At 67.7% G+C, this 25,991-nt stretch carries 26 protein-coding genes and 1 pseudogene; 12 read left to right on the top strand and 15 right to left on the bottom strand.

Going from position 1 to position 25,991, the window contains the following annotated elements:
- Window positions 1–43: 43 nt before the first annotated feature.
- The gene (locus ACTWPT_RS18830; RefSeq protein WP_443178706.1) at window positions 44–760 is read left to right on the top strand and encodes a hypothetical protein; all 717 of its coding nucleotides are present in this window, start codon (window positions 44–46) and stop codon (window positions 758–760) included.
- An 86-nt stretch (window positions 761–846) separates the two neighbouring features.
- Here the strand turns inward: ACTWPT_RS18830 and ACTWPT_RS18825 are convergent, their stop codons facing one another.
- The gene (locus tag ACTWPT_RS18825; protein ID WP_443178705.1) at window positions 847–1,029 is read right to left on the bottom strand and encodes a dihydrofolate reductase family protein; all 183 of its coding nucleotides are present in this window, start codon (window positions 1,027–1,029) and stop codon (window positions 847–849) included.
- A 298-nt stretch (window positions 1,030–1,327) separates the two neighbouring features.
- On the opposite strand from ACTWPT_RS18825, the gene ACTWPT_RS18820 reads away from it, so the two are divergent.
- Window positions 1,328–1,720, top strand: coding sequence for a hypothetical protein (locus ACTWPT_RS18820; protein ID WP_443178704.1), 393 nt, complete (start codon window positions 1,328–1,330; stop codon window positions 1,718–1,720).
- 142 nt (window positions 1,721–1,862) lie between these two features.
- Here the strand turns inward: ACTWPT_RS18820 and ACTWPT_RS18815 are convergent, their stop codons facing one another.
- A complete protein-coding gene (locus ACTWPT_RS18815) occupies window positions 1,863–1,994 on the bottom strand; it encodes a hypothetical protein (RefSeq protein WP_443178703.1) in 132 nt (43 codons plus the stop codon).
- A 153-nt stretch (window positions 1,995–2,147) separates the two neighbouring features.
- Between ACTWPT_RS18815 and bla the strand changes: the two genes are divergently transcribed.
- Window positions 2,148–3,116 carry a class A beta-lactamase gene (gene bla / locus ACTWPT_RS18810; protein WP_443178702.1) on the top strand — a complete coding sequence of 323 codons (969 nt, stop codon included), beginning with the start codon at window positions 2,148–2,150 and terminating at the stop codon, window positions 3,114–3,116.
- Window positions 3,117–3,374: 258 nt separating this feature from the next.
- On the opposite strand, the gene ACTWPT_RS18805 is transcribed toward bla, so the two are convergent.
- Window positions 3,375–3,521, bottom strand: coding sequence for a hypothetical protein (locus tag ACTWPT_RS18805; RefSeq protein ID WP_443178701.1), 147 nt, complete (start codon window positions 3,519–3,521; stop codon window positions 3,375–3,377).
- Between ACTWPT_RS18805 and ACTWPT_RS18800 the strand changes: the two are divergent.
- Window positions 3,493–3,966 (top strand): annotated as a pseudogene (locus ACTWPT_RS18800) (MFS transporter); the annotation flags it as partial. The gene ACTWPT_RS18805 and the pseudogene ACTWPT_RS18800 overlap by 29 nt on opposite strands.
- A 258-nt stretch (window positions 3,967–4,224) precedes the next feature.
- On the opposite strand, the gene ACTWPT_RS18795 reads toward ACTWPT_RS18800, so the two are convergent.
- The 3 genes from ACTWPT_RS18795 to ACTWPT_RS18785 all read right to left on the bottom strand — a co-directional run bounded on the left by ACTWPT_RS18795 (window position 4,225) and on the right by ACTWPT_RS18785 (window position 6,519).
- Window positions 4,225–5,346: a serine hydrolase domain-containing protein gene (locus ACTWPT_RS18795; protein ID WP_443178700.1), complete on the bottom strand. Its 1,122-nt coding sequence runs from the start codon at window positions 5,344–5,346 to the stop codon at window positions 4,225–4,227.
- A 230-nt stretch (window positions 5,347–5,576) separates the two neighbouring features.
- Window positions 5,577–5,864 (bottom strand): integrase core domain-containing protein, encoded by a 288-nt coding sequence (locus ACTWPT_RS18790; RefSeq protein WP_443178699.1) that lies wholly within the window; start codon window positions 5,862–5,864, stop codon window positions 5,577–5,579.
- Window positions 5,865–6,003: 139 nt separating this feature from the next.
- Window positions 6,004–6,519 carry a TetR/AcrR family transcriptional regulator gene (locus ACTWPT_RS18785; RefSeq protein WP_443178792.1) on the bottom strand — a complete coding sequence of 172 codons (516 nt, stop codon included), beginning with the start codon at window positions 6,517–6,519 and terminating at the stop codon, window positions 6,004–6,006.
- 131 nt (window positions 6,520–6,650) lie between these two features.
- On the opposite strand from ACTWPT_RS18785, the gene ACTWPT_RS18780 reads away from it, so the two are divergent.
- The gene (locus ACTWPT_RS18780; RefSeq protein ID WP_443178698.1) at window positions 6,651–7,112 is read left to right on the top strand and encodes a DUF6463 family protein; all 462 of its coding nucleotides are present in this window, start codon (window positions 6,651–6,653) and stop codon (window positions 7,110–7,112) included.
- Between the two features lie 444 nt (window positions 7,113–7,556).
- Here the strand turns inward: ACTWPT_RS18780 and ACTWPT_RS18775 are convergent, their stop codons facing one another.
- Window positions 7,557–8,129 carry a TetR family transcriptional regulator gene (locus tag ACTWPT_RS18775; protein WP_443178697.1) on the bottom strand — a complete coding sequence of 191 codons (573 nt, stop codon included), beginning with the start codon at window positions 8,127–8,129 and terminating at the stop codon, window positions 7,557–7,559.
- A 91-nt stretch (window positions 8,130–8,220) separates the two neighbouring features.
- Here ACTWPT_RS18775 and ACTWPT_RS18770 point away from each other — a divergent pair, with 91 nt between their 5' ends.
- The 3 genes from ACTWPT_RS18770 to ACTWPT_RS18760 are packed head-to-tail and all read left to right on the top strand — an operon-like array spanning window position 8,221 to window position 11,203.
- Window positions 8,221–10,161 (top strand): fumarylacetoacetate hydrolase family protein, encoded by a 1,941-nt coding sequence (locus tag ACTWPT_RS18770; RefSeq protein WP_443178696.1) that lies wholly within the window; start codon window positions 8,221–8,223, stop codon window positions 10,159–10,161.
- Window positions 10,158–10,775 (top strand): DUF2867 domain-containing protein, encoded by a 618-nt coding sequence (locus tag ACTWPT_RS18765; RefSeq protein ID WP_443178695.1) that lies wholly within the window; start codon window positions 10,158–10,160, stop codon window positions 10,773–10,775. The genes ACTWPT_RS18770 and ACTWPT_RS18765 overlap by 4 nt, the downstream gene beginning before the upstream one ends.
- Complete coding sequence (locus ACTWPT_RS18760) at window positions 10,772–11,203, top strand: DUF6463 family protein (protein ID WP_443178694.1); 432 nt, start codon at window positions 10,772–10,774, stop codon at window positions 11,201–11,203. The genes ACTWPT_RS18765 and ACTWPT_RS18760 overlap by 4 nt, the downstream gene beginning before the upstream one ends.
- Window positions 11,204–11,311: 108 nt before the next feature.
- On the opposite strand, the gene ACTWPT_RS18755 is transcribed toward ACTWPT_RS18760, so the two are convergent.
- A complete protein-coding gene (locus ACTWPT_RS18755) occupies window positions 11,312–11,713 on the bottom strand; it encodes a winged helix-turn-helix transcriptional regulator (RefSeq protein WP_443178693.1) in 402 nt (133 codons plus the stop codon).
- Window positions 11,714–11,781: 68 nt separating this feature from the next.
- Here ACTWPT_RS18755 and ACTWPT_RS18750 point away from each other — a divergent pair, with 68 nt between their 5' ends.
- Window positions 11,782–12,387 carry a nitroreductase family protein gene (locus tag ACTWPT_RS18750; RefSeq protein ID WP_443178692.1) on the top strand — a complete coding sequence of 202 codons (606 nt, stop codon included), beginning with the start codon at window positions 11,782–11,784 and terminating at the stop codon, window positions 12,385–12,387.
- Here the strand turns inward: ACTWPT_RS18750 and ACTWPT_RS18745 are convergent.
- Genes ACTWPT_RS18745 through ACTWPT_RS18720 form a run of 6 tightly spaced genes read right to left on the bottom strand, consistent with a single transcriptional unit; the run spans window position 12,374 to window position 18,762 of the window.
- Window positions 12,374–14,326 (bottom strand): carbohydrate binding domain-containing protein, encoded by a 1,953-nt coding sequence (locus ACTWPT_RS18745; RefSeq protein ID WP_443178691.1) that lies wholly within the window; start codon window positions 14,324–14,326, stop codon window positions 12,374–12,376. The two genes, ACTWPT_RS18750 and ACTWPT_RS18745, sit on opposite strands and share 14 nt — an antisense overlap.
- 12 nt (window positions 14,327–14,338) lie before the next feature.
- Entirely contained in the window at window positions 14,339–14,881 is a 543-nt protein-coding gene (locus tag ACTWPT_RS18740; RefSeq protein WP_443178690.1) for a peroxiredoxin family protein, read from the bottom strand.
- Between the two features lie 2 nt (window positions 14,882–14,883).
- Window positions 14,884–15,714, bottom strand: a complete 831-nt coding sequence (locus ACTWPT_RS18735; RefSeq protein ID WP_443178689.1) for a carbohydrate ABC transporter permease — start codon at window positions 15,712–15,714, stop codon at window positions 14,884–14,886.
- Between the two features lie 8 nt (window positions 15,715–15,722).
- Complete coding sequence (locus ACTWPT_RS18730; RefSeq protein WP_443178688.1) at window positions 15,723–16,682, bottom strand: carbohydrate ABC transporter permease; 960 nt, start codon at window positions 16,680–16,682, stop codon at window positions 15,723–15,725.
- Entirely contained in the window at window positions 16,682–17,971 is a 1,290-nt protein-coding gene (locus ACTWPT_RS18725; protein ID WP_443178687.1) for an ABC transporter substrate-binding protein, read from the bottom strand. Before ACTWPT_RS18725 ends, ACTWPT_RS18730 begins: the two co-directional genes overlap by 1 nt.
- Window positions 17,968–18,762: an NAD-dependent epimerase/dehydratase family protein gene (locus tag ACTWPT_RS18720; protein ID WP_443178686.1), complete on the bottom strand. Its 795-nt coding sequence runs from the start codon at window positions 18,760–18,762 to the stop codon at window positions 17,968–17,970. The genes ACTWPT_RS18725 and ACTWPT_RS18720 overlap by 4 nt, the downstream gene beginning before the upstream one ends.
- Before the next feature lie 272 nt (window positions 18,763–19,034).
- On the opposite strand from ACTWPT_RS18720, the gene ACTWPT_RS18715 reads away from it, so the two are divergent.
- Both ACTWPT_RS18715 and dgoD read left to right on the top strand, forming a co-directional pair.
- Entirely contained in the window at window positions 19,035–20,087 is a 1,053-nt protein-coding gene (locus ACTWPT_RS18715) for an ROK family protein (RefSeq protein ID WP_443178685.1), read from the top strand.
- Window positions 20,084–21,229 carry a galactonate dehydratase gene (gene dgoD / locus ACTWPT_RS18710; RefSeq protein ID WP_443178684.1) on the top strand — a complete coding sequence of 382 codons (1,146 nt, stop codon included), beginning with the start codon at window positions 20,084–20,086 and terminating at the stop codon, window positions 21,227–21,229. Before ACTWPT_RS18715 ends, dgoD begins: the two co-directional genes overlap by 4 nt.
- A 245-nt stretch (window positions 21,230–21,474) precedes the next feature.
- Here dgoD and ACTWPT_RS18705 read toward each other — a convergent pair whose 3' ends face one another.
- Complete coding sequence (locus ACTWPT_RS18705) at window positions 21,475–22,101, bottom strand: extracellular solute-binding protein (RefSeq protein ID WP_443178683.1); 627 nt, start codon at window positions 22,099–22,101, stop codon at window positions 21,475–21,477.
- A gap of 637 nt (window positions 22,102–22,738) precedes the next feature.
- Between ACTWPT_RS18705 and ACTWPT_RS18700 the strand changes: the two genes are divergently transcribed.
- Window positions 22,739–25,975, top strand: a complete 3,237-nt coding sequence (locus tag ACTWPT_RS18700) for a glycosyl hydrolase family 95 catalytic domain-containing protein (protein ID WP_443178682.1) — start codon at window positions 22,739–22,741, stop codon at window positions 25,973–25,975.
- Window positions 25,976–25,991 lie beyond the last annotated feature (16 nt).

Here is a 25,991-nt window from a genome sequence, read left to right as displayed (position 1 = left end):
CCGGCCATGGGTGCGACTCCGTCCGCCGCCCACCATTGATGCCATGATCCTTCAACTGGCGAACCTTCTCATGGCGGTCACGATCACGGGCGCGGTCCTGCCGGATCCCGCGCCCGCGGGACCGGACCGGCCGTACGAACCACCGGTCGGCGGCCCGGAGAACCTCGACACGCTCGACGTCGACGTGGCCCCGGACGGGGGCGGTCACAACGGCGTCACCATCACCTTCGACCGACGCAGCCGTACGGAATCGGGAGAGAAGCCCGCGGCGGCGAGGCGTTTCGTGTTCCTCTTCGACCGGTCGGTACGGCTCCGCCCGGAGGCGTTCCCCGTCTGCGACGAAGCTGCGTTGCGCGAGCGGGGGCCCGCGGCGTGCCCGTCCGGGTCGCGGGTCGGATCGGGCTCGGCGCGGTATCACGGCTCGGCCGGCACGCAGGAAGTGCTCGCGTTCAACGGGCGGGCACCGGACGGCACGCCCCTCGTGCTCGTGTCCATCCCCGCAAGCAAGACCGTTCTCCCGCAGACGCTGGAGCGGGCCGCGCCGCCGTACCAGAAGAAATATCGAATCGCGCTCGACGAGATCCTCCCGCCGAATGCCACGCCGCCCCAGGACCGCGGCGCCACGACCCGGTTCACCCTCAGCTTCGGCGCCACCCGCGGATCAGCCAGCTACATAGAAGCGCCACCGAGACGGCTCGACTTCGCGCTGTGGAGCGAGTTCGTCACCGGCCAACGACTAATGACCCCGGCCGCCCAATAGGGCGACGGCCCGGTGTCTTCCATCCAGATTCCTACGGCTATCGTCCGGGCAAGTCCGCGTTGGACGCCGTCGTGTCCCCCGACGGGTCACCAGTAGCCCTTGAGTCCCTCGTACGTCCTGCGGCCCAGGAGGAGCGTGCCGACGGCGCGCAGCCGTTCAGCGTTGTAGTCGTCGAACGCCTCCTCGAACGGCAGGGCCATGACGTCGCCGCCGGGCCCTTCGAAGAAGCCGTCGAGCGAGACGATGTTGCACATGATGAGCTGGCGCATGTCCGGGTCTTCCTTCCGGTGCAGGGGTGTCGTCTGTTGAGAGACGGCGCCGGCGGCGGATTCATCGCTCCTGCACGGGTTTTCTCGCGTGGGGACTACGTACGTAGAACATCTAGGTATCCATATGGGGATTTTTCCCATATTGGGCTTTCGGGCTGAGTGTGATGCTGGACACGTGCTCACATCACCGGGGGAAAGGATCGACGTGGGGGCCATGTGTCAGACGCCATTCACTCAGGGCGACATGCCGCGGGAGGCACCCGCCTGGCGGTTGCCCTCCTGGAACGATCTCCTAGCCATGGGACATGACCTGGCGCTGCGCGCCGGCTGGACCGGGCAGGAGCGTACGGTCACCTGGACGCTGTCGGCCCGGCCGTCGGCCGTGCGCACCGCGCGGCGCCTGACGGCGGCACGGCTGTCGGCCTGGCAGCTGGACGCGCCGGCCTCCACCGCCGAGCGGCTGGCCGGGCGGCTCGTCGAGGACGCTCTCGCCCGGGGCGCCGAGAAGATCACACTCACGCTGTCGGCCGAGGACGGCCTGCTGCGCTGCGAGATCGACGAGCACGGCAGAGACCACACCGCCGCTGGGCGGACCTCCGCCGCCGTCGCCGCTCATCTGGAGCTGCTGGCGTGCTGCTGGGGCAGCACCGCCGCCGCCGTCTGGTTCGAGCTCCGCCTCGCGCGCGACTGACCATTAACGGCTTCCCGCGCGACTGGCCATCAACTGGCCTGGCGCCCCACGACCTACTGACGCCTAACACCTGACAGCCGGAACCGGCGGTGGCGCTCGTAGGGAGTCAGCCCACATAAGCCTAAGGGTCCTAACAGAAAGATCAGCGGACGAGGCGTCGCCAGCAGATGATGGCGGCGGCGAGGGTCATCAAGGCCTCGTGGATGTCGTCGCGGACTTCCCAGCGGATGCGCAGGCGGGGGAACCAGTGCAGGGGCGCGATGGTTCTTTTCACCACCCAGCGGTGAGTGCCCAGGCTGGAGCCGCGCGGGGCGCTGCGGCTGGCGTCATTTGCGCTTGAGGCGACTATCGATATCCATATCGATATGGCGGAATGATCCATATCAATATTGGACGTCCCTGGGTAGTTTCTGATCTTCTCTTCGGCATGACACGACATCTCCGACTGCGACCAGCGGTCGTGATATTGACCGCTTCTGCGCTGCTGGGCGGCCCCGCCTATGCGGCGGGTGCCGTCACCGGCAAGACGAGTACCTCCAGCGTCGCCGCCCAGACGGGGAGCAACGCCCCCTCCGGCTCCGACCTGAACAAGACGCTGCAGGAACTCGAGAAGTCCTACGACGGGCGTATCGGCGCGGTGGGCATCGACCTGGGGACCGGTAGAACGGTCGGCTACCGGGCCGACGAGCGCTTCCCCGTCAACTCCATGTTCAAGGTGTTCGCGTGCGCGGCAGTGCTGCACAAAGCGCGCACCAGCGACCCCGGGCTGATGGACAAGGTGATTCGCTGGAAGCCTGCCGAGATGGCCGAGCTGACCGCGAACTCCCCAGAGACCACCGAATACACCGACACCGGCATGACACCCGCACAGCTGTGCCGCGCCGGGATCACCAAATCCGACGGCTTCGCGGGCAACACGCTGCTGAAGCAGATCGGCGGGCCGCGCGGGCTGACCGAGTTCTTCCGCGCCACCGGGGATCGGACGAGTCGCCTGGACCGACCGGAGCCCACCCTGACCGAGTGGAAGCCCGGTGAAGAGCGCGACACCACCACCCCTGCGGCGGCCGCACAGACCTTCACCAAGCTCACCACCGGTAAGACCCTCCACACCCGCGACCGAGCGCGGCTGGTCGGCTGGCTGAAGGCCAGCCTCACCGGCGCCAATCGGATCAGGGCGGGACTCCCCAAGGATTGGACGGTCGGCGACAAGACCGGCACCGGCGGCGCGAGCAACTACGGCACCGCCAACGACTTGGCGATCGTCTGGACACCCGGATCGAACGCGCCGATCATCCTGTCGGTGTTCACCAACCGCAACCTCAACAACACCCCGCACGATGACAAGGTGATCGCCTCCACCGCAACCGCGCTGGCCAAGGCCCTCGGCAGGTTGTGACCGGCCATCGGGTCGTGACGCGGTCGGCAAGGTAAAGCGGATCTCGAATGCGGCTCAGGCTGCCGACACCACCACCATCACGCAGCCGTGCGGAGGGCAGCGTCAGTCGAGACCGTTGACCGTTCGGGCGTTCCGGTCCTCGATGTAGGTCACCGCCGCGAGCTGGATCAACACGAGCTTGTGCGCCGCGGCCGTCGGCAACCCGTCCCTGACAGCGGCCGCGTACGCAGCGATCAGCCCGGCGAATTCTAGAATCTCCTACGGAAGGGTGGGCATGGTCGGGACGTTGGGTTCGCCCCGCACCGGCACCATCGACGCGCGTTCGCGCGCGCCGTTCGGCTGGGCGCCGCTGGTCGTCCTGTTCATCGTCGGATTCGTGGACCGGATCGAGCACAACCTGCTCATCGGCGTGCTCCCTGCCGTTCAGCGCGAATGGGGCTTCAGCGACACCGCCGCCGGCTCGATCCCGACGGCCGCCGCCCTGGCGGCGGCCGTCGTGGCCTTGCCCGCCGGGTATCTGGCGGACCGGCTCAGCCGTACCCGGATCATCGCGGTGGTCGTCCTCGTCTGGGCGATCGCCACGCTGGGCTCCGGCCTGGCCGCCGGGTTCGTGATGTTCTACCTGATGCGCGTGCTGCTGGCGGCGGCCGAGAACATCGACAACCCCGCCGCCGGTAGCCTGCTCGCCGACTACCATCCGCCGGTCAGCCGGGCGAAGGCGTACGGGCTCACCCGCGTCACCATGCACCTCGGGGGTGTCGGGACACTGCTGGGCGGGGTTCTGGCGGAGGCGTTCTCGTGGCGTACGGCGTTCCTCGTCATGGTGGTGCCGGGCGTGCTCACGGCCCTGCTCGTCTGGCTGCTGCGCGAGCCGCGCCGCGCCGCGGGGAGCTCGACCGCCTGGTGGCGACCGGCGACGCAGCCTGTGACAAGCGGGTCGACCACGGCTCTGAGCCCATTGTTGATCAGGAAATTCTCGTCAGTCGAGGGTCAGCCCGACCTGGAAGCACGACTGGGGCCTGACCACAGCAGTGCCCAGGTGGCCGGCCCGCGGGCCTGGGGGCTCGGAGGGTTGAGGGGCCAGGCTGCCCTATTTGCCGGGACTGCCCTATTTGCCGGGACAGAGGACGGCTTCGGCCGCCTGGTTGATGGCTCGGCCGGTGGCGGCGGGGTCCTGATTGCTCGTCGTGGTGGACATCGCGAACTGGATGCGGCCGTCGGTGGAGCTGACGGTGACGGCGGTGAAGCCGGCGGCGCCGCCTGCGGTCACCTGCAGTTGTGGGTCGCCTCCGCACATGGGCGTCGGGGCAGGGGTGTTCTCGGGCGGGTCGGTGATCAGCTTCTGCAGGGCCGGTGGGAGCAGTTTGCCCAGGTGGAAGGCGCGGGAGAACGCGCTGATGTCGCGCGCGGTGGAGATCACGCCTCCGGCGCCGTGCCCGAAACTGGCGTTGAGCCGGTCCATGTCGTGCACCTTGCCTTCGGCGTCGGTGCTGTAACCGTGCCCGTGCGGGCCCTTGATGCCCTCCGGCGGCTTGACCGGCAGGTACGTGCGGCTCATCCCGAGCGGGACGAAGAGCCGGCGGGCGAATTCGGCGGCCAGCGAGCGGCCGGTCACCTTCTCGATGATCATGCCGAGCAGCATGTAGTTGGTGTTGGAGTAGAAGTACTTCTCGCCCGGCTCCCCGGTGCGCGGCTGGCTGCGTGACTTCTTCACCAGCTCGATCGGCGGGTAATAGGTGGTGAAGTCGTATATGTCGACGAGCTTGGGAGTGAACCAGTTCGGGATGCCGGATGTGTGCCGGATCAGCTGCCGTACCGTGATCTCGTCGGCCCGCTCCACGGCGTCCTGGCTCACCACCTCCGGCAAGAGGTCGCTCAGCTTGTCCTCCAGCCCCAGCTTGCCCTCCTTGACCAGCTGGAGCACCACCGTGGCCGTCAGCCGCTTGGTCTGCGACCCGATCCGGTAGCGGGAGTCGGCGGGGATGCGCCCGCCCTTGCCGTCGAGGAGCCGCGAACCCGCCGAGCCCTTGCCGACGCGCCTCCCGTCCACGAAGACCTCCCCGATCGTCCCCACCACCCCGCTGGTCCGGGCGAGTACGTCCAGGGCCCGCTGCACGTCCCCCACCTTCGACGTGGCGGCGGTCGCGGTCGCGGGCGTGGCGGCGACGGCCAACGTCAGCATCGCGCAGGCCAGGCCGGTGACGCGGCGTGCCGTTATGGCGTGGTTCATGATGATGATCCCTTCGTTGCGTGCGGGATCTTTTGTAGGGCGGCGGGTGTTTCCTGGCCGTTTCCATCGGTCCGGCGGCCGTGGAGCGGCATGGGGCCGATGGTGTTCGGTGCCCCAGGAATGCCAGGAGCCGGTCCAGGGGCCAGGTGTTGATGACGTCGTCCGTGGTCAGCCAGGCCTGTGGGGCTCAATAATAGGATTCGGTGTTGACCTGCCGATCCTCGGTGGTTTCAGCTGGCGATCTGGTACTCGTTGATGAGGCCGCCGAGGACGGCTCTGCGGTGTACTCGGTGGTTGGCCAGGTCGATGGGGGTTGGCGGTCCGGTTTCGGCTTGCGCTGGGGACAACTGTCCGATGCTGCGGTGAGGTCGGGCCGTGTTGTAGTGCTCCAGGTAGCGGCTGAGCGTTCGGCGTAGATGGTGCTCGTTGAGGATGAGCATCCTGTCCAGGAGTTCGCGGCGTAGGGTGCCGATGAACCTTTCGCAGCGCGCGTTGGAATACGCCGGGGCCGAGGCCATTGTTGATGTCCGAAGTCGCATGCATGGATGTCCGAAGTTGTCCGCACACGCGTTCGGGACTTAGTGGTCGCTGCTGGAAGTTCCTCGGGGGTGACAGGTGGCCTCGGGGTCACGCGTGATCTTGCAGTGGTGTTCTGGGTTATGAGCGGAGGCCGGCGGTGACCGTCGTCGCAATCGCTTCCAGCACCGCGTCGTCCACCGGGATGAGGTAGCCGAAGACCGCGAAGAAGATCGGGCCGCTTACCAGCAGGTGGACCATTGCCGGGTCGCTGGGGCGGACGATCTCTCCGCGAGCGGTGGCGCGGTCCAGGACCACCGCGTAGAGCTCTCGTTCGGCGGCAAGCGGGCCGTGCTGGAACTTCTCTGTCAGCTCCGGACTCCGAGACAGCTCTGCGATGACGGCCGGTCCGATCTGGCGGGCGACAGGGGCGTTCATCCGGGCATAGACGCGATGGGCGATCGCCAGCAGATCACCGTGCAGCGATCCGGTGTCGGCGGGGGGCGGGAGATCGTCGTCGTGCACAGAGGCCGCGAAGGCCATCTCCACCTTCGAGGTGTACCGCCGGTAGATGGCCGCCTTGCCCACCCCGGCCCGCGCCGCGACGGCATCGACGGTGAGCCGCTCGTAGCCCGTTTCGGCCAGCAGCTGTCGCACTGCCGCCAAGACGATGTGATCTATCCGACTGTCGCGAGGTCGCCCTTGCCGATTCACTGACACGAGAGCAGTATATGGAACTATAGTTCCGGAACTACAGTTCCATATACTTCAGAATCAGGGAGGCATCCATGTCTGCACGGGCTGACAGGGCGAAGGCAGTTCCAGGACGCCGCGCCGAAGGCAGGCCTACACGCGAGTCCGGCCTCAATCGCTGGGTCCCCCGGCTGGCGATCGGAGCGGCCGCACTGCACTTCATCGTCGCCTTTACGCTCGCCGACTGGAGCGGCATCGCTGGCGACGGCTTCGTCAACACGGTCGGCGACAAGACCGTCGCAGACAACGCCGAGCGCATGTCGACGCTCTGGTTCTTCATGGCGGGGATCGGTTTCCTGGCCTTCGGTACGTTCGCCCGCTGGGCCATCAAGGCGACCGGTCACATGCCGACTCAAATAGGCGGCTACCTGCTGCTGGCCGGTGTGCCGATGACCATCATGCAGCCGGTATCCGGAGGGGCGCTCTTGACGGTCATCGGCATCCTCGCCCTGCTCGCCGCCAAGCACAGCCCGACCCCTGGTGAGCAGAAGTGCTAGCGGTGCTGGATCAGCGGGCCAGCGTGGTGGGCATGTTGTCCACGGCCCGCCAGGCGGCAAGGCCACGTGGGGCCCACCCGCCCACGCGGCACTGCGACGCCTCATCGCAACGGCCCATCGCTGATCGAACGCCTCTCCATACGCTCGAAAACCTTCGTGTCGGACCCCGGCATGCTCGGCCTTCCCGGTGAAGATCACGACCTTGCAGCCAGCGGTGCCCTGGGGCGTTCTGTAACTCGACGGCGAGATCGTTGATCATCGCAAGCCATGGCCATGGGCTGGATTACCGCTGCTGCGCCGAGCGCCGGGTGTGCGGGGCGGCCCGCTGCGGGGCGCACCTGAGTCCTTGGCGTGGCCGGGGGCGGAGCGGGTTGGCAGGCTCATCGCGCCTATCCGCGGAAGGAAGCGCCAAATAGTGCCGTGAGCCGGGATGGCGGCGCGGCGTCAGGTCTGTCCGAGGCTAGCCGGCAGCAGGGCGCGGATCGTGGCGTGGACGGCCTCGAGGTCCACCGCCTCGGGAGCGACCCGCCACTGGGCGTGGATGCCGATGACGGCCCCCACCAGCAGGACTGCCAACGCCCTCGGGGTGGTTCCGGGGGGTAGCGCTTCTGTCGGTATCCGGGCCTGTACCCCCTGCCGGAGCGCCGCGTGGAGCCGCGCGTAGTGCGCGCGGATCGGCGAGCCGACCTCCACGGCCTCGGCGAGCAGGGTGATGAACAAGCGGGTGACAGGCAGGCGGATGAAGCGCATGACCTGGTCCAATGAATCGCCGGCGGGTTCGCCCACGGGCGGGGCGAAACCGGTCAGCACGGCCTGGAGTTGGTCGTCGACCACCGCTTCCAGCAGGCCCAGCTTGTTGCCGAAGTGCCAGGGGATGGAGCCGCGGCTGATGCCGGCCTTGTCGGCGATGTCGATGAAGCTCGTCTGCCGGTATCCCTTCTCGGCGAAGAGCTCGGCGGCGGCCGTCACCAGCAGTCGGCGGCTCTCCTCAGTTCTCTGGATACGTCGCGTGGCCATGCGGTCCATCCAATCAGGTATGCCAAGCAACAGAGCAAATGCTGATCGTTGTAGCCTATGCTGGCCAACATAGAAACAGAGGAGGTTCTCCATGCGCTGGGTGACCTACGTGACGGATGCCGGAGACCGCGTCGGGGTGATCGACGAGGACCGGATTCATCCCGTCGCGCCGGGCGTCAGCCTGATCGAGCTCATCGGCCGGGGAGCGGAGGAGTTGCGGGCGGCCGGGGAGGCCGCCTTGGCGTCGGCGGCGCAGACGGTTTCGCTGGCCGAGACCAGGCTGCGCGCGCCGATTCCCCGCCCGCCCTCGGTCCGCGACTGCCTGTGCTTCCTGGACCACATGCGCAACTGCCAGCAGGCCGCCGGTCAGCCGCGCACGCTCAAGGACGCCTGGTACCAGATCCCGGCCTTCTACTTCGCCTGTCCCTCGACGATCGCCGGCCCGTACGACGATGTGGCGATCTCGCCCGGCAGCGCCTGGTTCGATTTCGAGCTGGAGATCGCCGCGATCATCGGCCCGGGCGGCCGGGACCTTGCGCCGGAGCAGGCCGAGGAGCACATCATCGGCTACACCATCTACAACGACTGGTCGGCACGCGATCTGCAGCTGCGCGAGTCTCCGCTGGCGATCGGCCAGGCGAAGGGCAAGGACGGCGCGACCACGCTCGGCCCGTTCCTGGTCACCCCAGACGAGCTGGAGCCCTACCGCCGCGACGGCGGGCTCGCCCTGCGGGTCGAGGCGAAGGTCAACGGCCAGACCATCGGCTCGGGCCGTACCGACGCCATGGACTGGAGCTTCGGCGAGGTCATCTCCTACGCCTCACGCGGCGTGGACCTGCTGCCCGGTGAGGTGTTCGGTTCGGGCACGGTTCCCGGCTGCTGCCTCATCGAGCACCTGTCCCTCGCCGATCCGGCCGCCTTCCCCGGCTGGTTACGGGACGGCGACGTTGTCGAGCTGACGGTCGAGGGGCTGGGCCGTACCCGCCAGACCGTCCGCGCGTCCGCCGCGCCATACCCGCTGACGCCCCGGCACGACCCCGACCGGCGGCCGCCCCGCCCGCGGGTCAACCGCGCCCCGTCGAAGCTGCCCTACACGCGCGGCCTGCACGAGGTCGGCGCGAGCGTGTGGGCCTGGCTGCTGCCCGACGGCGGGTACGGCTGGAGCAACGCGGGACTGGTCGCGGGCGAGGGAGCCTCCCTCCTGGTCGACACCCTGTTCGACCTTCCGCTGACGGCCGAGATGCTCGACGCCATGCGCAAGATCACTGATCGGGACCCGCTCACCCGAGCCGTCATCACCCACGCCAACGGCGACCACACCCACGGCAACCAGCTGCTGGGCGAGCACGTCCAGATCATCGCCGCGGAGGCCACCCGCACGGAGATGCAGCATGAGATGCCCCCTGAGATGCTGACCGCCACCCAGGTCGTGGACATCGGCCCGGCGACCCCCTACTTCCGCGAGCGCTTCGCCGCCTTCGACTTCAGCGGCATCCGCCTGCGGCTGCCCGACCTGACCTACGACGGGGAGCTGACCCTGGATGTCGGCGGCCGTGAGGTGCGAGTGATGAACCTCGGTCCCGCCCACACCGCAGCCGACTCGGTCGTGCACGTGCCGGACGCGGGCGTGCTTTTCGCGGGCGACCTGCTGTTCGTCGGCTGTACCCCGATCGTGTGGAGCGGCCCGATCGGCAACTGGATCGCCGCGTGCGACAAGATGATCGCCACCGGCGCCGGCACGATCGTCCCCGGCCACGGCCCGGTCACCGACCCCGAGGGGATCCGCGCCGTGCGCGGCTACCTCACCCACGTGGTCGAGCAGGCGGACGCCGCCCACGCCCGCGGCCTGTCCTTCGTCGAGGCGGTCGACGCGGTCGACGCGGTGGACCTCGATGAGTACGCCAGCTGGCTGGACGCCGAGCGGATCGTGGTCAACCTCCACCGCCGTTACCACGAACTGGACCCCACCGGCACACCCGATCTGGATCAGATGACGCTGATGGCCATGATGGCCGAAAGGGGGCTTTCGTGAGATTGCCGAAATCCGCGCACGCCTCCCGACCGTGGCGCATCCACGAATTCACGAGTGACTTCTCGGTCGAGGATGTGTGGGCGTTCCGCACTCCCGGAGCCGGGCCTGACGACTTCCCGACGATGCTCGCAGCGATGCGAGCTACCGGCGGACTCATGAAGCAGCCCTGGCTGGCGAGGTTCTTGTTCGCCGTTCGGTGGAAGCTCGGCGCACTCCTCGGCTGGGACGAACCGTCAGCGGGCGTCGGTGAGCGGGTCGCCTCGCTCCGCGACTGCCTGCCCAGCGACATCCGCGACGCTCCCCGCGGCCCGGACAACGAGAGCATGCCCCTCAAAGCGATCTACGAGCTCGACATGGAGTCCGCTCGCGAGCTGGCGAACAAGACCGTGCACACCGTGATGCATCTCGGCTGGGTTCAAGGGGCGAACCGCGACTATGAGCTGCGGATGGCCGTCCTCGTCAAGCCCAACGGATGGTTCGGGCGGCTCTACATGTCCGCCATCGCGCCTTTCCGATACCTCATCGTCTACCCAGCCCTGACCCGGAAATGGGAACGAGCCTGGCGTGACCGCAGCCACGCGGGGGCGGAGTACGAAGAAGGGATGTCAGGATGAACTCCAGAAAGCGGCTGCTCCGCTGGGCGAGCGGGATCATGCTCGTGCTGGGAATCGGGCACCTGTCCTTGCTGGCGCTCGTCACCTGGGAGGACATCACCGCCTGGGCGGATCGGGGGATGTGGGCAGCCGTCCCGCTCGCGCTCACGGACGGGGGCGCCGGTCAGACGCTGGAGTCCCTTCAGAACAAGGTCATCTTCTGGGCTGGTCCGGGAAGCTTCGCCGTGCCCCTGATTCTCATGGGTTGCCTGACATGGCACCTCGCCGGACGCAGGGTCGCTGTGCCCGCCGCAATCGGCTGGGGCCTCGCAGCGTGGTGTGCCTTGGGCGGCATCCTTCTTGTGCCGTCCCCGTTCTTCGCCGGGATCGTCTCCGGGACACTCATCATCTTGGCAGCGCGGAAGAAAGATCGGCCGGGAGCCACCTGAGACCCGGATACGGACCTGGCGTGATAAACGCGCACGGTTGATCAGCGGTCCACGCGGTGTTCTTGGCCTCCGGCGACATCGATCATCGCGTGCTTCGAGGCCGATGCGTCACGGTTCGCGAGATGCGTCCGCCGCTGCCAATGCCTTGCGCCGAGCCTTCTCGATGTCGTTGATGTGGTCTTCGGTCCACTGCCGGAGCGCGGTGATCGGCTCGGCGAGACTGAGCCCGAGCTCGGTCAGGTCGTACTCGACGCGCGGCGGAATGGTGGGGTGCACGGTCCGGGTCACGAACCCGTCAGCCTCCAGAGCCCGCAGTGTCTGGGTGAGCATTTTTTGTGAGACCCCCTCGATGCGGCGGCTCAGGTCGGTGTAGCGCATGGTGCCCTCGAGCAGGGCATCCACCACCAGGATGGTCCACTTGCCGGCGATGTGGTCGAGGACTTGGCGAGTCGGGCACTTGGCGGAGTAGACATCGGCCGGTAGCCCGGACGACTCAACGACGGTCTTCATGATGGGAGAGTAGCGCACTAATTGGTGCCTTCTTCCCATTGGAGAGCGACTCTCCAATAGTTGGTCCCATGAAGAGCGACGCACTTTCCGTAGCCGAGGCGATCCGCACCCGCCGCACCATCCGCCACTACCGGCCGGATCCTGTCCCGGCGTCCCAGCTCGCCTCCCTTCTCAGCCTGGCCATCGAGGCACCCACCAGCCATGAACCGCAGACTCCGCGACAGGCGCACGATCCTGGACTGTCGCCCCGCGGGAGGTCGCGAACCCCACGTCCTCGATTAGTGCGAGCTCCCGTGGCTGTGCCAGCTCCAGCGCGAGTTTGGAGCGCGACAGATGCACGATGTCGCCCAGTTCGGCCAGGCTCTGGGGACCGTCCTGAAACAGGCGCAGGAGACGCGCTTGATGAGCGGTCTCCGGTCGCAGCGTCATGGGCTTCACCCTTGCACTCCTCGTGGGCAGTACCGGTGGGGGCATTGAACGACGGTGTCGCACCGCTCGGCGGCCGCCAGGAGCATTCGCTGATGACGTTGATGAGCTGGAAGGGTGCGATTACGGGAGTTCGCGGGGTTCTCCGGGACGAAATGATGTTGCGCCTGGTTCAGCAGGCTCGCGTGGGTGGGGTCCGGCGGCCTGAACCGTGGGGCCGCCGGGCCCGGTTGGTCAGGACATGGTGACGGTGATGTCGTCGCAGTAGGCGTAGCCGCTGCCGGTGTGCTTGTAGCAGTAGATGGTCGCCTGCGTGTTGCCGGCCCCTGTAGTGAAGGACACCGAGCCGTTGGTGTACGCGGTGTCGGTGATGGATTTGTACGCCGCCGCGCCACCGTAGTTCTTCACGCCGATGTGGACCTCCTCGCCGGCGGTGGCGGTCTTCGCCCAGCCTGACAACCGGTACGTCGTGTTCGGGGAGACGGTGATCCGCTGCTCCGCCGAGGCGGGTGCCGGGCCGACACGCAACGCATGGGTGCCGGAGTGGGCGTTGCCGGTCACGACCGACGCGCCGTTCCAGGCGTACCAGGGCGACAGTGAACCGGTCTCGAATCCGCCATTGCCTACGGTGCCGCAGGCGGCGTCGTTCTGGGTCGAGCGCTGGTGGGCGCCGATGTCTGGCGCGCAGACGGCCGATACCCGGTTGCCCCAGTAGTCACGACCGCCATTGCCGCTCATGACCTGCCCGGCGCCTATCGCCGGCGAGTCGGCGGCGATCTGGTAGCCGGTGACGGAGCTCCCGCCGGGGGCCACGAGCTTAGGATCAGTGGCGAGCTGACCTGAAGGTCCTCCTAGATGGTTGCCGTAGAGGATGTTGTTGGCGAACTTGTAGTGGTCGGCCGTGTAGCCGTATCCGCCGCTGCCCTGGTTGACGATGATGTTGTTCGCCACGGTCAGGTACGTGCCGGAGCTGTACTCCTCGATGATCTTTGTGGTGGAGCCGGCTGGCAGGTAGATGGTGTTGTTGTAGAACGCGGAGTTTCCGGTGGCGCCCGCGCCCATGATGATCCGGGACTTGTCGTTCTGGCTGACGTTGTAGCGGGCCACGGCGTCGCGCGTCTCGGATGTCCCGCCGCCGCAGCCGCAGTAGAGGATCATTCCGCCCTCGTTGTCGTGGCTGTAGTTGTACTGGTCGAGCGTTCCCTTGGTGCCGTAGTCGGCGTCGAAGGCGTTCCCATCATTGGTGCCAGGCACGCGCCGCACCTGGTAGACCTCATTGAACTGGAAGGTCACGTTGTCGGCGTTCCACGCCCAGAGGCCGGCGTTGGCGGAGGGCGACCGCATCGCGATGTCGTAGAGGACGTTTCTTTCGGCCAGCCCGCTCTGGGTGTACTGCATGACGATGCCGTCGCCGCCGGTGTCGTGCACGGTGTTGTTGCGCACGACGAATCGTGTCCATGGGTAGTAGGTCTCGACATGCGGAGTTGGGCAGTTCTCCCAGCCCATCGAGGCCCGGCAGTTCCACGACGAGGACATGTTGATCCCGGACCGGTCAACCGTGTAAACCTCGTTGCCGTCGAGGAGCACGTCGTCGAACTTCGTCTTGGTCGTGCCGCCCAGCACATCGAAATGGATGCCGGAGCTCCCGCCGAGGTCCTTTTTGTTGTCGCCGTTGACGTGGTGCACGGTCAGGTTGGTCAGCCGATAATAGGTGCCGGTTCCGAAGTCCTGCAGCGTGATGTGAACGCCACGGCGGTTGGCAACGGTGGCACCCTGGTTGGTGACCTCCAGATTGCGGATCTCCCAGTACTGCTGGTTGTGCAGACGGACGGCGTCAGATCCGCCGCCACCGGCGATATGTGGCTTGGCGCCGGTGCCGTAGGCGTCGATGACGATGGGGGCGCCCGGAGCACCGGATCCCCACGGCGCGAGCCTGCCGTTGCAGGTCGTGCCGCGCTTGAACAGGATCTGATCACCCGCACTGAACGTGCGGTAGGTGACGCTGGACAGGGTGTTCCAGGGGCTGGCCTGCGTGCCGGAGCCATTGCCGGCTGCGGAGCAGTCGACGTAGAACGCCGTGGCGGCGGCCGCGGGGCTGGACGCGGCCACGGCGGTCAGCACAGTGGCGGCGGCGAGGGTGGTGAGGACAGCGAATGCCGTCCGCCACCTGGGAGGTGGGACGGACATGAGGGGTGTCTCCTAGCGTGTGGAGGTGGCGGGGGACAGCAGAGCTTGCAGGGTGAGGGCGAGGTCTTGAGCGGCGGCTACAGTGCCGCGCCAGCGGTGCCGGATGACGCCGTCGGCGGTGACGAGCAGCGTGTCCGGCGCGGTGGCGACCCCATACATCCGGGCGAGAGCCGCGGTTTCCGTGTGCGCGGCGATGGCGACCGAAGGTGGGTGCAGGTTCCAATCGTGGCTGAAGTTGACGAGGTCGTCTGCGTCGGCCCGGCCGGTGGCGTCGACGATGAGGACGCTGAGCCCGGTCCGGCCGTACTGGGTGGCCATGCTGCGCAGAACGGGGATCTGGCTGCGAGAAGCGCCACCGGCCGGCGCGGCGGGATCAAGGAACGCCAGCAGCAGCGGACCACCGGTCGGGAACTGGCCGCGACGGCCGTCCAGAAGAGTGATCGACAGCGGCGCCGGGGTGTCGCCGACTGAGGAAACAGGTGGCGTGGCGCATCCCGGCGCGCAGGCGAGCGCGAGTGCCACAGTGATGGCGAGGACGGTACGTGGGATCGTCATGGCTACTTGCCGATCCCCACGGTCATGCCTTCGATGATGCGGCTGCCCATCCAGGCGAACAGCGCCACCATCGGGGCCAGGATGATGCACATTCCGGCGAACATGGTCCCCCAGTCCAGCCCGTTGAGCTGCTGCATCTTCACGAAGTTGACCAGCGCCACCGGGAGGGTGATCTTGTCGTCGCTCTGCATGAAGGCGATCGCGAAGAGAGTCTCGTTCCACGCGCCGATGAACTGCAGCAGGAACGCGGTGATCAATCCGCCCCTGGCCACGGGGAGGATCACCCGCCTGAACATGTACAAGGGACCGGCCCCGTCGATAGAGGCCGCCTCCTCCAGCACCATGGGGATGCCGGAGAAGAACCCGGTCAGCAGGTAGACGGTGAACGGCAGGGCGAGCGCCACGTAGATGAGGATGAGTCCGGTGTAGGAGTCGACCAGGTCCACGGTGGCCAGCCCGACGAACAGCGGGACCAGCAGCACCTGCCCCGGCACGCCCAGGCCCATGATGAATGACATGGTGATCGCGCCAGAGACCTTGGTACGGGGGCGCGCCAGCATGTAGGCGGCGGGCGCCGAGATCGCCACCGCGGCCACGGACGAGATCACCGAGACCATCACGCTGCTCAGCGCGGCGGCGCCGAAGCCGCCGCTGGTCCAGGCATTGGCATAGTTGCCCAGCTCGATCGCACTCGGCGGCGCGAACGGGCGGTCGAAGATGTCGCCGGTCTCCCGCAGCGACGTAAGAAAGATCCACAAAAGTAGCAGCAGGTCCGCTATCACAATCAGCCAGACCAGCGTCAGGCCGACCCCGCGCACTGGGAATCGATTCACGCGCGCTCCTAGTACTGGATCGGGTCACGCCGCATCAGGCGGCGTAGCACCACGGTGAACAGGCCGACCATGAGCAGACTGACCAGCGCGGCCGCGGAGGCGAGCCCGAGCTTGGGGACGGAGCCGGTCGGGAACGCCGAGACGTAGACGTACATGGCCGTGGTCCAGGTCTGCGTCGGCGGCTGGCCCGAGGTGCTTCCGCCGAACAGCAGGATCAGCTCGAAGACCTTCACCGACGACACGGTCCACAGCACCGCGCAGACGGTGATCACATCCCAGGCCAGCGGGATGGTCACGAGCCGCAGCTGCTGCCAGGGCGTCGCACCCTCCAACTCGGCCGCCTCGTACAGGTAGCGGGGGATCTGGTCCACGGCGGCCATGAGAATGGTCGTGTAGTAGCCGGTTGCGGTCCAGATCGTCGTGGCGATGATCAGGGTGAAAATGTTGTCGGTCGACAGCCACTTGGGCGGGGTGTCCACCCCGACCCAGCCGAGCACCACGTTGACCGGGCCGTCGGGGCTGAAGACGAAGCCAGCCACCGCGCCGAAGACCAGCGCGTTGACCAGACAGGGAAAGAAGAGCACCGACCGGGCGAACAGCTTGGCCTTCATCTCACGCAGCACGAGCGTGAGGGCGAAGCTGAGGACAAAGGTGGTCAGGCCGCCGACGACGAGAATCTTCAGGGTGTTGCCCACCGAGGTGGTGAAGGTCGGATCGTCCCAGAGCATCCGGTAGTTATCCAGGCCTCGCCACTGCTTGTCTCCCATTCCGTCCCACTTGTACAGGCTTGTCCAAGCCGCGTATGCGATGGGCGCCAGGAACAGCGCGCCGTACGTGAGCAGGGCAGGCAGGACGAACGGCCAGAACAACCGCCGCCGCTCCCGGTCCAGAGGAGCGCGCCCACGCCCCCAGACCCGGGGGGCGGCGTGTGCCGCCCCCGGGCGCCGGGTCGTCAGGGAGGACGCCATCAACCCGCGACCTTCCAGTACTGGACGTGGGCCGCCTTGGCCTTGGCCACGAACTGCTCCGCAGTGATCTTGCCGTGCCAGAGCTCCAAGAAGACCGGGAAGACGACCTTGTCGCCGTATTCACCGGGAACGTTGTCCATGATCCAGCGGACGGGTTCCTCGCTGAGGGCCTTCTGCACGTCTTGCAAGCCGGCAGGGGCGGGGATGTCCGCGCGGGGAGTGATGTTGCCGGCCTCGGTGGCGATCTTCTCCAGGCGTTCCTTCTCCAAGAAGTAGGAGATGAACCGCTTGGCCGGGTCAGGGTTCTTCGCCTTCTTCGGCACCGAGAAGCCGAACAGGATGGCATCGACCTCGGTGTTGCCGCCCTTCGTGGTCGGCATCGGGAAGTAGCCCGTCTTCCAGCCGGCGCCGACCAGCGGCTTGACCTCGGTGGGCACCCAGCTGCCCTGCATGAGGAGGGCGGCCTTGCCCTTGGCCCAGTTGGTCTGCTGCGCAGGGTACTTGCCGGCGTCGTACCCCTCGATCAGGTAGCCGCCCTTGACGAGCTGCTCCACCCGCTTGACCGACTCCAGCACGCCAGGGTTGTCCCAGCCGGCGCCGGTCTTGTCCTCGAAGATCTTCCTGAGAGTGCCGGCGCCGTTGTCGCGGACCAGCAGGTAGTCGAGGGTCAGGAAGTTCTCCCAAGCCGCATCGCCGTCGGAGGCCAGGCACGCTTTGCCCTTGGCCTTGAGGGTGTCGCAGAGCTTGATGAGCTCCTCCCACGTGCCGGGCGGCGTGGCCAGGTCGGGATCGGCCGCGTTGTAGAAGAAGCCGGCGGAGACCAGCTCGTACGGCACGAGCCACTTGTTGACGCCCGCGGGGTCCTTCGGCAGCCCCTCGACGTACTTGGCGTCGATGATCTCTGATACCTTCTTGCCCTCTCCGGGCACCTCGGAGTCGTAGACCGAGGACAGGTCGGCGGCCTGTCCGGCCAGCGCGGTGGTGGCGACCACGTCCGCTCCCTGGTCCCACAGGTCGGGTGCCTTGCCGGCGGCGATCGCGGGACCGATCTTCTGCCGGACGTCCCGGCCCTGCCACTCAACCGTCACCTTCACGCCGGTCTCGGCCTGGAACTTGTCGATGGCCGCCTTGATCACCTTGGCCTGCGGCTCGTCCGCCCGCCACATCGACCAATAGGTGAACGCGCCGGCGTTATCGCCGCCGCTGCCGGGCTGACCGCAACCGGCCACTACCGCCCCTAATGCGAGCGCGGCGATCCCCGCCAGCGTGCGACGTCGGGTTGTGCTCATCGGACTCCCCCTCCAGGGATGGTGTTTTCGGTCTCGTCGAACAGCCGGCACAGCACCTCGGTCGGAGGGCCGGCACCGACGGCTTGTGATTCGCTGTCGTCGCGGGGGTGGTAGCCCAACTCATCGCGAGCTCGAGAAATGTCCCAGTGATGGCGGGAGTTGGCGGATACGCCGGTGTAAACCCCGTAGGGGACAGGAGCGGTCAGGGCTGCCTCGAACAGCTGGACGGCGTCGCCATCAGACAGCCACATGCCCAGGTGGCGTTCCTCCACCAGCGGCCAGCCGACCAGGCCCAGTCGCAGGCAGATCACGCTGGCGCCGGTCGACTCGGCGTGATGGCGGCCCAGCGTCTCGATCACCACCTTGCTCAATCCGTACGGGCAACACGGCCACGGAGGAACGTCGTGCGGGACCGGCCGGTACTGCGGGCGGTTGTACTCTCCGATGGCATGCACGGAGCTGGCCAGCACCACGCGAGGCACTCCCGTGGCTGCGGCAGCGTCCAGGAGCCACTGAGTGCTGACGATGTTGGCCCGGTACGCCTGATCCCAGCCGATGCGTGGATTGGCCGACCCGGCCAGGTGCACCAGAGCCGTCGCACCGCGTAGCGCCTCGATGGCGGCACCCGGTTCGGTGAGATCCGCTCGGACGTACTCCTCGGCGGTGTACGCCTCCCGGTCGAGCAGACGGAGGCGATAGCGAGTTGCCAGCGTGGGACGGATCAGCTGCGCCACCCGGCCCAGCCCGCCGGTGACCACCACCGTGGGGCGGGTCTCAGCATGAACGGCCAAGGTCCCCTCCGGTAACACATGCGTCATCTCTTGGACCGGTATTCTTTTTCGAGCACGTATGTATGTCAAGAGTCTTGACGCAGATTGGGGATCGAGGAGCTAAGGTAGGCACCATGACGATGCCTAGTGGTGGATCACTTCGGTCTCTGCGGCGGACGAATCAGGAGGCCATCGTTGCTCTGTTGCTGGAGCGTGGCCCAAGCCACCGTGCTGAGCTGGCACGCTTGTCGGGCTTGTCGCGGACATCGGTATCCACCATCACCTCCGAACTCTTGACGAATCGGCTGATCGTCGAGCACGACGAGCATCCGGACCCGGGCGTCGATGGGCGCGCCCGCGGCTTCCTGGCGGTCAACCCCACGGCCGGCAGCGCCGCCGGCCTGGACTTCACCCTGCGCCATGTCTGGGGCCACCTCACCGACCTGGCCGGCACGCCGGTCGCCGATGCCGGCCGGGCCGTACCGGCTGACAGCACCTGGCAGCAGCGTCTGGCCGTCGGACTCGACCTGCTTGACACGCTTCTGGAGGACGCGGGACAGGACCGCCGAAGGCTGATCGGTGTCGGCGTGGGCGTGCCCGGACAGATAGAACTCGGCACCGGCGTGGTCGGACCGTCCTTGCCAGGCCAGGCGTGGGCCGGAGTCAACGTGGCCGAGGAGTTCGGCAAGCGCCTGACGGCGCCGGTACTCGTGGAGAACAACACCCGGCTGGAAGCCGTCGCCGAGGTCGCCTGGGGTGCCGGCCGAGATGCGAAGCACGTGTTCTACATAGGACTGTCCTCCGGGATCGGCACGGGTCTGTTCTTCGACGGCAAGCTGCACCGGGGCGCGTGGGGCGGCGCGGGGGAGCTCGGACACGTCTCCGTCGACTTCGATGGTCCCGCCTGCCCCTGCGGCAACCGGGGCTGCCTGGTGCAGTACGCCGCGATCCCCGCCGTGCTCCACGCGCTACGCGTCCACCTCGGCCCCGACGCCACGACCGAAGACTTGCAAGCGGCCGTCGCCACTGGTGACCGCGCTTGCCTGGGCGTCATCGCCGATGTCGGCCAGATCGTCGGGCGCGTGCTGGCTAACCTGTGCAACCTGCTCAACCCCGAACGCATCATCATCGGCGGTGAGCTCTCCCGTGCTGGTGACCGGCTGCTGGATCCCATGCGCGCCAGCCTGCGCAGGCACGCGATGACCCCGGTCCGCGACGTCGACATCGTCGCCGCCCAACTTGACCTCGGCGCACGCGCGGGCGCCCGCGGCGGCGCCGCCCTGGTGCTGCGCGAAGCCGGCAGCCTGGCAGCCGCCCTCCTGGCCACCGAAAGGACCCCCGTATGAAGATCGTCGGCTTTGAGACGTTCCTGGTGCCCCCTCGCTGGCTGTTCCTGCGCGTCGACACCGACGAGGGCATCACCGGCTGGGGCGAGCCGATCGTGGAGGGCCGCGCCGAGACCGTCCAGGCCGCAGTGGCCACGCTCATGGAACTTCTGATCGCCAAGAATCCGCTGCACATCGAGGAGCACTGGCAGGTGCTCGCGAAGGGCGGCTTCTACCGGGGCGGCCCGGTGCTGTCCAGTGCCCTCGCCGGCATCGATCAGGCGCTGTGGGACATCAAGGGCAAGTACCACGAGGCGCCCGTGCACGAGTTGCTCGGCGGACCGGTGCGCCAGCGGGCCCGGATGTACACCTGGATCGGCGGCGACACCCCGGACGACCTGGCCGACGATGCGCGGGCAAAGGTCGCCGCCGGGTTCACCGCCGTCAAATGCAACGTGTCCGCTGCGCTGTCGCCGGTGCCCGGGGCGGCCGAAACCCGCGCCATCGTCGACCGCCTTTCCGTGCTGCGCGAAGCCGTCGGCGACGAAGTGGACATCGCACTGGACTTCCATGGCCGCTTCACCAGTGCGGCCGCGCGCCGGATCCTGCCGCTGCTCGAACCGCTCCTGCCGCTGTTCGTCGAAGAGCCCGTACTTCCAGAGTTCTCCCGCGACCTGCGCCACGTCACAGAGTCCACCTCGATCCCCATCGCGGCAGGTGAACGGCTGTATTCCCGGTGGGACTTCCGTGACGTGCTGACCACGGGGATCGCCGTCGCGCAACCGGACCTGTCGCACGCGGGCGGCATCTCCGAGGTACGCCGCATCGCCGCCGCAGCCGAGACCTACGACGTGGCCCTGGCGCCGCACTGCCCGCTGGGGCCGATCGCGCTGGCCGCCAGCCTTCAGATCGACTTCGCGGTGCCCAACTTCCTCATCCAGGAGCAGAGCCTGGGCATCCCCTACAGCACCGGCAACGATCTGCTCGATTACCTGGTGGACCCGGCCGTGTTCGCTTTCAGCGATGGCTACGTCGATCGGCCCGTCGCGCCGGGGCTGGGTATTTCGGTCGACGAGGATGCGGTACGACGTGCCGCGGAGCTCGGGCACCGGTGGCGCAACGCGGTGTGGCGGCACGCCGACGGGAGCTTCGCCGAGTGGTAGACCTGCTACGCCAGGAACGCCGTCGCCGCGGAAGCGGGCGACCTCGTCACCCCCGTCGTGTTGCCCGAGGTTCTCGACACGGCGCGCCGTCTGGACGTGCCGGTCCTGTGCGGCGCGCCACTTTCTCATGTCAAAACCTCCAGGAGGGCACGGCGTGTGGGCAGGCGGCAGCCGTACGGATCCGGCAATGGATCAGCCGGACTCGGCGACCTTCTGGAGCTCGTCCAGCGTCTTCGCCGGGTCCTTCACCGCGCCACCCATGGTCTGTTTGATCTGGGTGTTGACCTCGGACCACTTGGGGTGCCGACCTTGCCGGCGGCGAAGTCCTCCCAGACCGTCTTGCGGTCCTTGGTGCCCGGGTTCGGGGTGGTCAGACCGGCGTCGACGAGGCCTTTGACGTAGGTCATGGTCTCGACGTTCTGCGGGGAGCTGATCGCCCACTTGCCGGAGGCGTCCTTGTAGGCGCCGCCGTTGCCGGCCTTGGTGAACAGGTCCTTGTTGTAGAACATGGCGCGGGCGGAGGAGACGAACGGCAGGCCGTAGGCGGTGCCGTCGGTCTTGCCGTACTCGGCGAACTTGGTCAGCAGGTCCTGCTGGACGTTCGGCGAGACGATCTCGTCGACCTTGTGCAGCAGGCCTTCCTTGGCGAAACCGGAGTAGTCGCCGGACTGCAGGATGTCGGGCACCTGATTGTTCTGCACCATGGTGGCAACCTGCATGTCGATGTCGTTCCAGTTGATCACCTGGACATCGATCTTGATGTTCGGATTGGCCGCCTGGAACTGGTCGACGACATCCTTCCAGAACGCGGCGCCCGCGTTCTCGGCCGTGGGACCGTCGCCGTAGTCGGCGGCGACCATCTTCAGCGTCATCTGCCCGCCTTCGGTCTCACCACCGGCTGTGGTTCCGGAACCGGAGCCACAGCCGGCAAGTGCGAGCGTGGCGGCGAGGCCAAGTCCGGCCGCGCCGACGAGCTTGTTGTCACCGTCTAATCGCCTCTCGTGGGGGTGCGCAGTTGGTTCGTGCCTGCGCGGGAGGCCGCCCGGGGACTGGAGGTGCGAGAGCTCCGCAGCTCCACGTCGTGGATCGGTTTGAAGAACGGAGACACCGGCGAACCGGTGGTGGGCCGTGAGGGACTTGCCTACATATGAGCAGATCCTTTGCTATCAGCGCAAGAACGAGCTTTCAAGGCCCAATTCGGTGAGCGGCGACAGCCTGTGCACATGGTGACAGTTTCGAGGCTCTGCGTGATGACTGTTGCTTTTGTCTTCAACTACCTGCGACTTTCATCGATTTTCGGCGAAAGCTCTGGGCAAGTGGCGAAAAGCGCCCTATATTACGGCGAAACGCCGCGTTAACCTCGCCACCCCCCAGCGGATAGGTGCCCGGCATGCTTCGTCAAGCCTTGGCCTTACACTGCGCCGCCGTCCGAACCATGTTCTGGTCGTGCCGCCTCGCCCGGACGGTGCCGAGCACAAGCTGATCGCTTTTGTCCTGAGAGGTCATGCCATGTCACACACCCGCGCCCTCCTCCCCTTACTCCTCCTCGTCTGCCTGGTCCGCGTTGTGACCGTGACGCCGGCGGCCTCCGCCGCCACGACCAGCGGCCAGCTCGCCACGACGACGGAGTTCGGTCCCCAGTGGTCTCCGGCATCGGTGTTGGCGCCGATCGCCCCGGCGGCGCCGGCCGCTGCCGCAGTCGAGCCGGACTCTCTGTGGTACGCCCAGCCCGCATCGGCCTGGGAGTCCCAGGCGTTACCCATCGGCAACGGCGCCCTCGGCGCGATGGTGTTCGGCGGCGTCGGCTCCGAACAGCTGCAGTTCAACGAAAAGACCCTGTGGACCGGCGGCCCCGGCTCGGCCGGATACGCGTACGGCAACTGGACCTCGCCGCGCCCGACGGCCATCAAGGAGGTCGTCGACGCCATCAACGCCAACGGCAAGGCGGACCCCACCTGGGTAGCGGGCAAGCTTGGGCAGGCGCGGACCGGATACGGAGCACACCAGACGTTCGGCGACCTGCGCCTGGACATGGCCGACGCGAATCCCTCCTACACCGGGTACCGGCGTTCGCTGAACATCCACGATGCCGTCGCCAAGGTCTCCTACACCAGCGCAGGCGCCGTGTTCGACCGTGAGTACTTCGCCAGCCACCCCGGCAACGTCGTGGCAGGGCGGCTCACCGCGAACCAGCCTGGCAAGATCTCCTTCACCCTGCGCTACACGTCCCCGCGCAGCGACTTCACCGCGACCGCGAACGGCGGACGGCTGACGATCCGCGGTGCGCTGGCCGACAATCGCCTGACGTTCGAGTCGCAGATCCAGGTCAAAGCCGAGGGCGGTACGGTCACCGGCGGGGGCGGCCAGGTGAAGGTCACGGGTGCCGACAGTGCCACGTTCGTCATGAGTGCGGGCACGAACTACGCGCTGAAGTACCCCTCGTATCGGGGCACCGACCCGCACACCGCAGTGACGCAGGCCGTCGATGCGGCGGCGGCCAAGCCGTATGCCGATCTGCGGGCCGCACATGTCGCCGACCATCGGACCCTGTTCGACAGGGTGCGGCTGGACCTTGGCGGGGTGCTGCCCGACAAGCCCACTGACCAGCTCCGCGCCGCCTATACCGGAGGCGTGTCCCCTGACGACCGCGCGTTGGAGGCGTTGTTCTACCAGTACGGCCGGTACCTGCTGATCGCCTCCTCGCGGCCCGGGTCGCTGCCCGCGAACCTCCAAGGCGTGTGGAACAACTCCACCTCGCCCCCGTGGAGCGCCGACTACCACACCAACATCAACCTCCAGATGAACTACTGGCCCGCCGCGCAGGCCAACCTCGCCGAGACCGCCGAGCCGTTCACCGCCTTCGTCGAGGACCTGAAAGCCGCCGGCACCAAGTCGGCCACGGACATGTTCGGCTCGCCCGGCTGGGTCGTGCACAACGAGACCAACCCGTACGGCTTCACCGGGGTCCATGACTGGGCGACGGCCTTCTGGTTCCCCGAAGCGAACGGCTGGCTCGCCTCCCAGGTCTACGACCTGTACCGCTTCAGCAAGGACCAAGCCTTCCTGCGCGACCGGGCCTACCCGCTGCTCACAGGCGCGGCCGAGTTCTGGCTGGCGAACCTGCGCACCGACCCGCGCGACGGGAAGCTGGTCGTCACCCCGAGCTACTCGCCCGAGCACGGCGACTTCACCGCCGGTGACGCCATGGCCCAGCAGATCGTCTGGGGGCTGCTCACCGACACCCTGGCCGCCGCGAAAGAGCTGAACACCGACACCGCCCTCCAAGACCGGCTCACCACGGCACTCGGCAAGCTCGACCCTGGCCTGCGGATCGGCTCCTGGGGCCAGCTCCAGGAGTGGAAAGCCGACCTGGACAGCCGCACCGACGACCATCGGCACGTCTCCCACCTGTACGCCCTGCACCCGGGCAACCAGATCTCGCCCGCCACCACCCCTCAGTTCACCCAGGCGGCCAAGGTCTCGCTCACCGCGCGCGGCGACGGCGGCACCGGCTGGTCCAAGGCATGGAAGATCAACTTCTGGGCGCGGCTGCTCGACGGCGATCACGCCCACAAGATGCTCGCCGAGCAGCTCAAGAGCAGCACGCTGGCCAACCTGTTCGACACCCACCCGCCGTTCCAGATCGACGGCAACTTCGGCGCCACCTCGGGCATGACCGAGATGCTGCTGCAGAGCCAGACCGGCGACATCCGGATGCTTCCCGCTCGGCCTACGGCGTGGCGCTCCGGCTCCGTCGCCGGACTGAAGGCCCGCGGCGACGTGACCGTCGGCGCGTCCTGGCAGGCCGACGGCCGCGCGGAGTTCACCCTCACCCCGAAGAACAGCGGGCCGCTTGCCGTACGCAGCCCCATGTTCACCGGCGCCTTCACCCTGGCCGACACCACGACCGGCCAGAACGTGACCGCCACCCGCGACGGCGACCGGATCACCTTCACCGCCACGGCGGGCCACACCTACCGGGCGACCGGAACTATCCCCACCACCGCCCAGAAGGCCGCCAACCCGCTCCACCACCCAGCCACCGGCCAGTGCGCCGGCCTCGCCGGCAGCACGCCCACCCCGGGCACCCCAGTACAGCCGGCGGCCTGTGACGGCTCGGCCGGCCAGGATTGGACTTACAACCCGGCCTCCAGCGCCGTGACCAACAAGGGTGGTCTGTGCCTGGATGCCGGCGGCGGCAGCTCTGCTGACGGCACCCCGCTGATCGGCTGGACCTGCTCCGGCAGCGCCAACCAGAAGTGGACGCTCACCACCGGCAGCACCCTGACCGGCATCGGCGGCAAATGCGTCACCGTGAACGGCTCCGCCGTACAACTCGGCACCTGCGTGCCCGGCTCGGCCGCTCAGAAATGGGCCGTCGCCCTCGTCGGCCTGGCCTCGGACCGCTGCCTGGCGGGCGGGCCGGCCAACGGCTCACCTGCGACGATCCAGACCTGCGACCAAGGCACCGGGCAGCGCTGGACCCTCGGCGGGCCGGCCGCAGCCGTCACCACAGGCACCGGCCTGTGCCTGGATGCCAGCGGTGGCAGCTCCGCCGACAACACCCCTGTCATCGCGTGGCCCTGCTCCGGCAGCGCCAACCAGAAATGGACGCTCAACCCCGACGGCACGCTCACCGGCATCGGTGGCAAGTGCCTGGATGTCAAGAACGGCGCCACCACCGCAGGGTCTCCGGTGGTCCTGTGGACCTGCCACGGCGGCGCCAACCAGAAGTGGATTCTCTAGCCCGACAGGACACCCC

This window comes from Nonomuraea sp. 3N208 (assembly GCF_052245935.1).
Classification (GTDB): domain Bacteria; phylum Actinomycetota; class Actinomycetes; order Streptosporangiales; family Streptosporangiaceae; genus Nonomuraea.
This window is presented reverse-complemented; position numbering and strand designations above follow the sequence as displayed.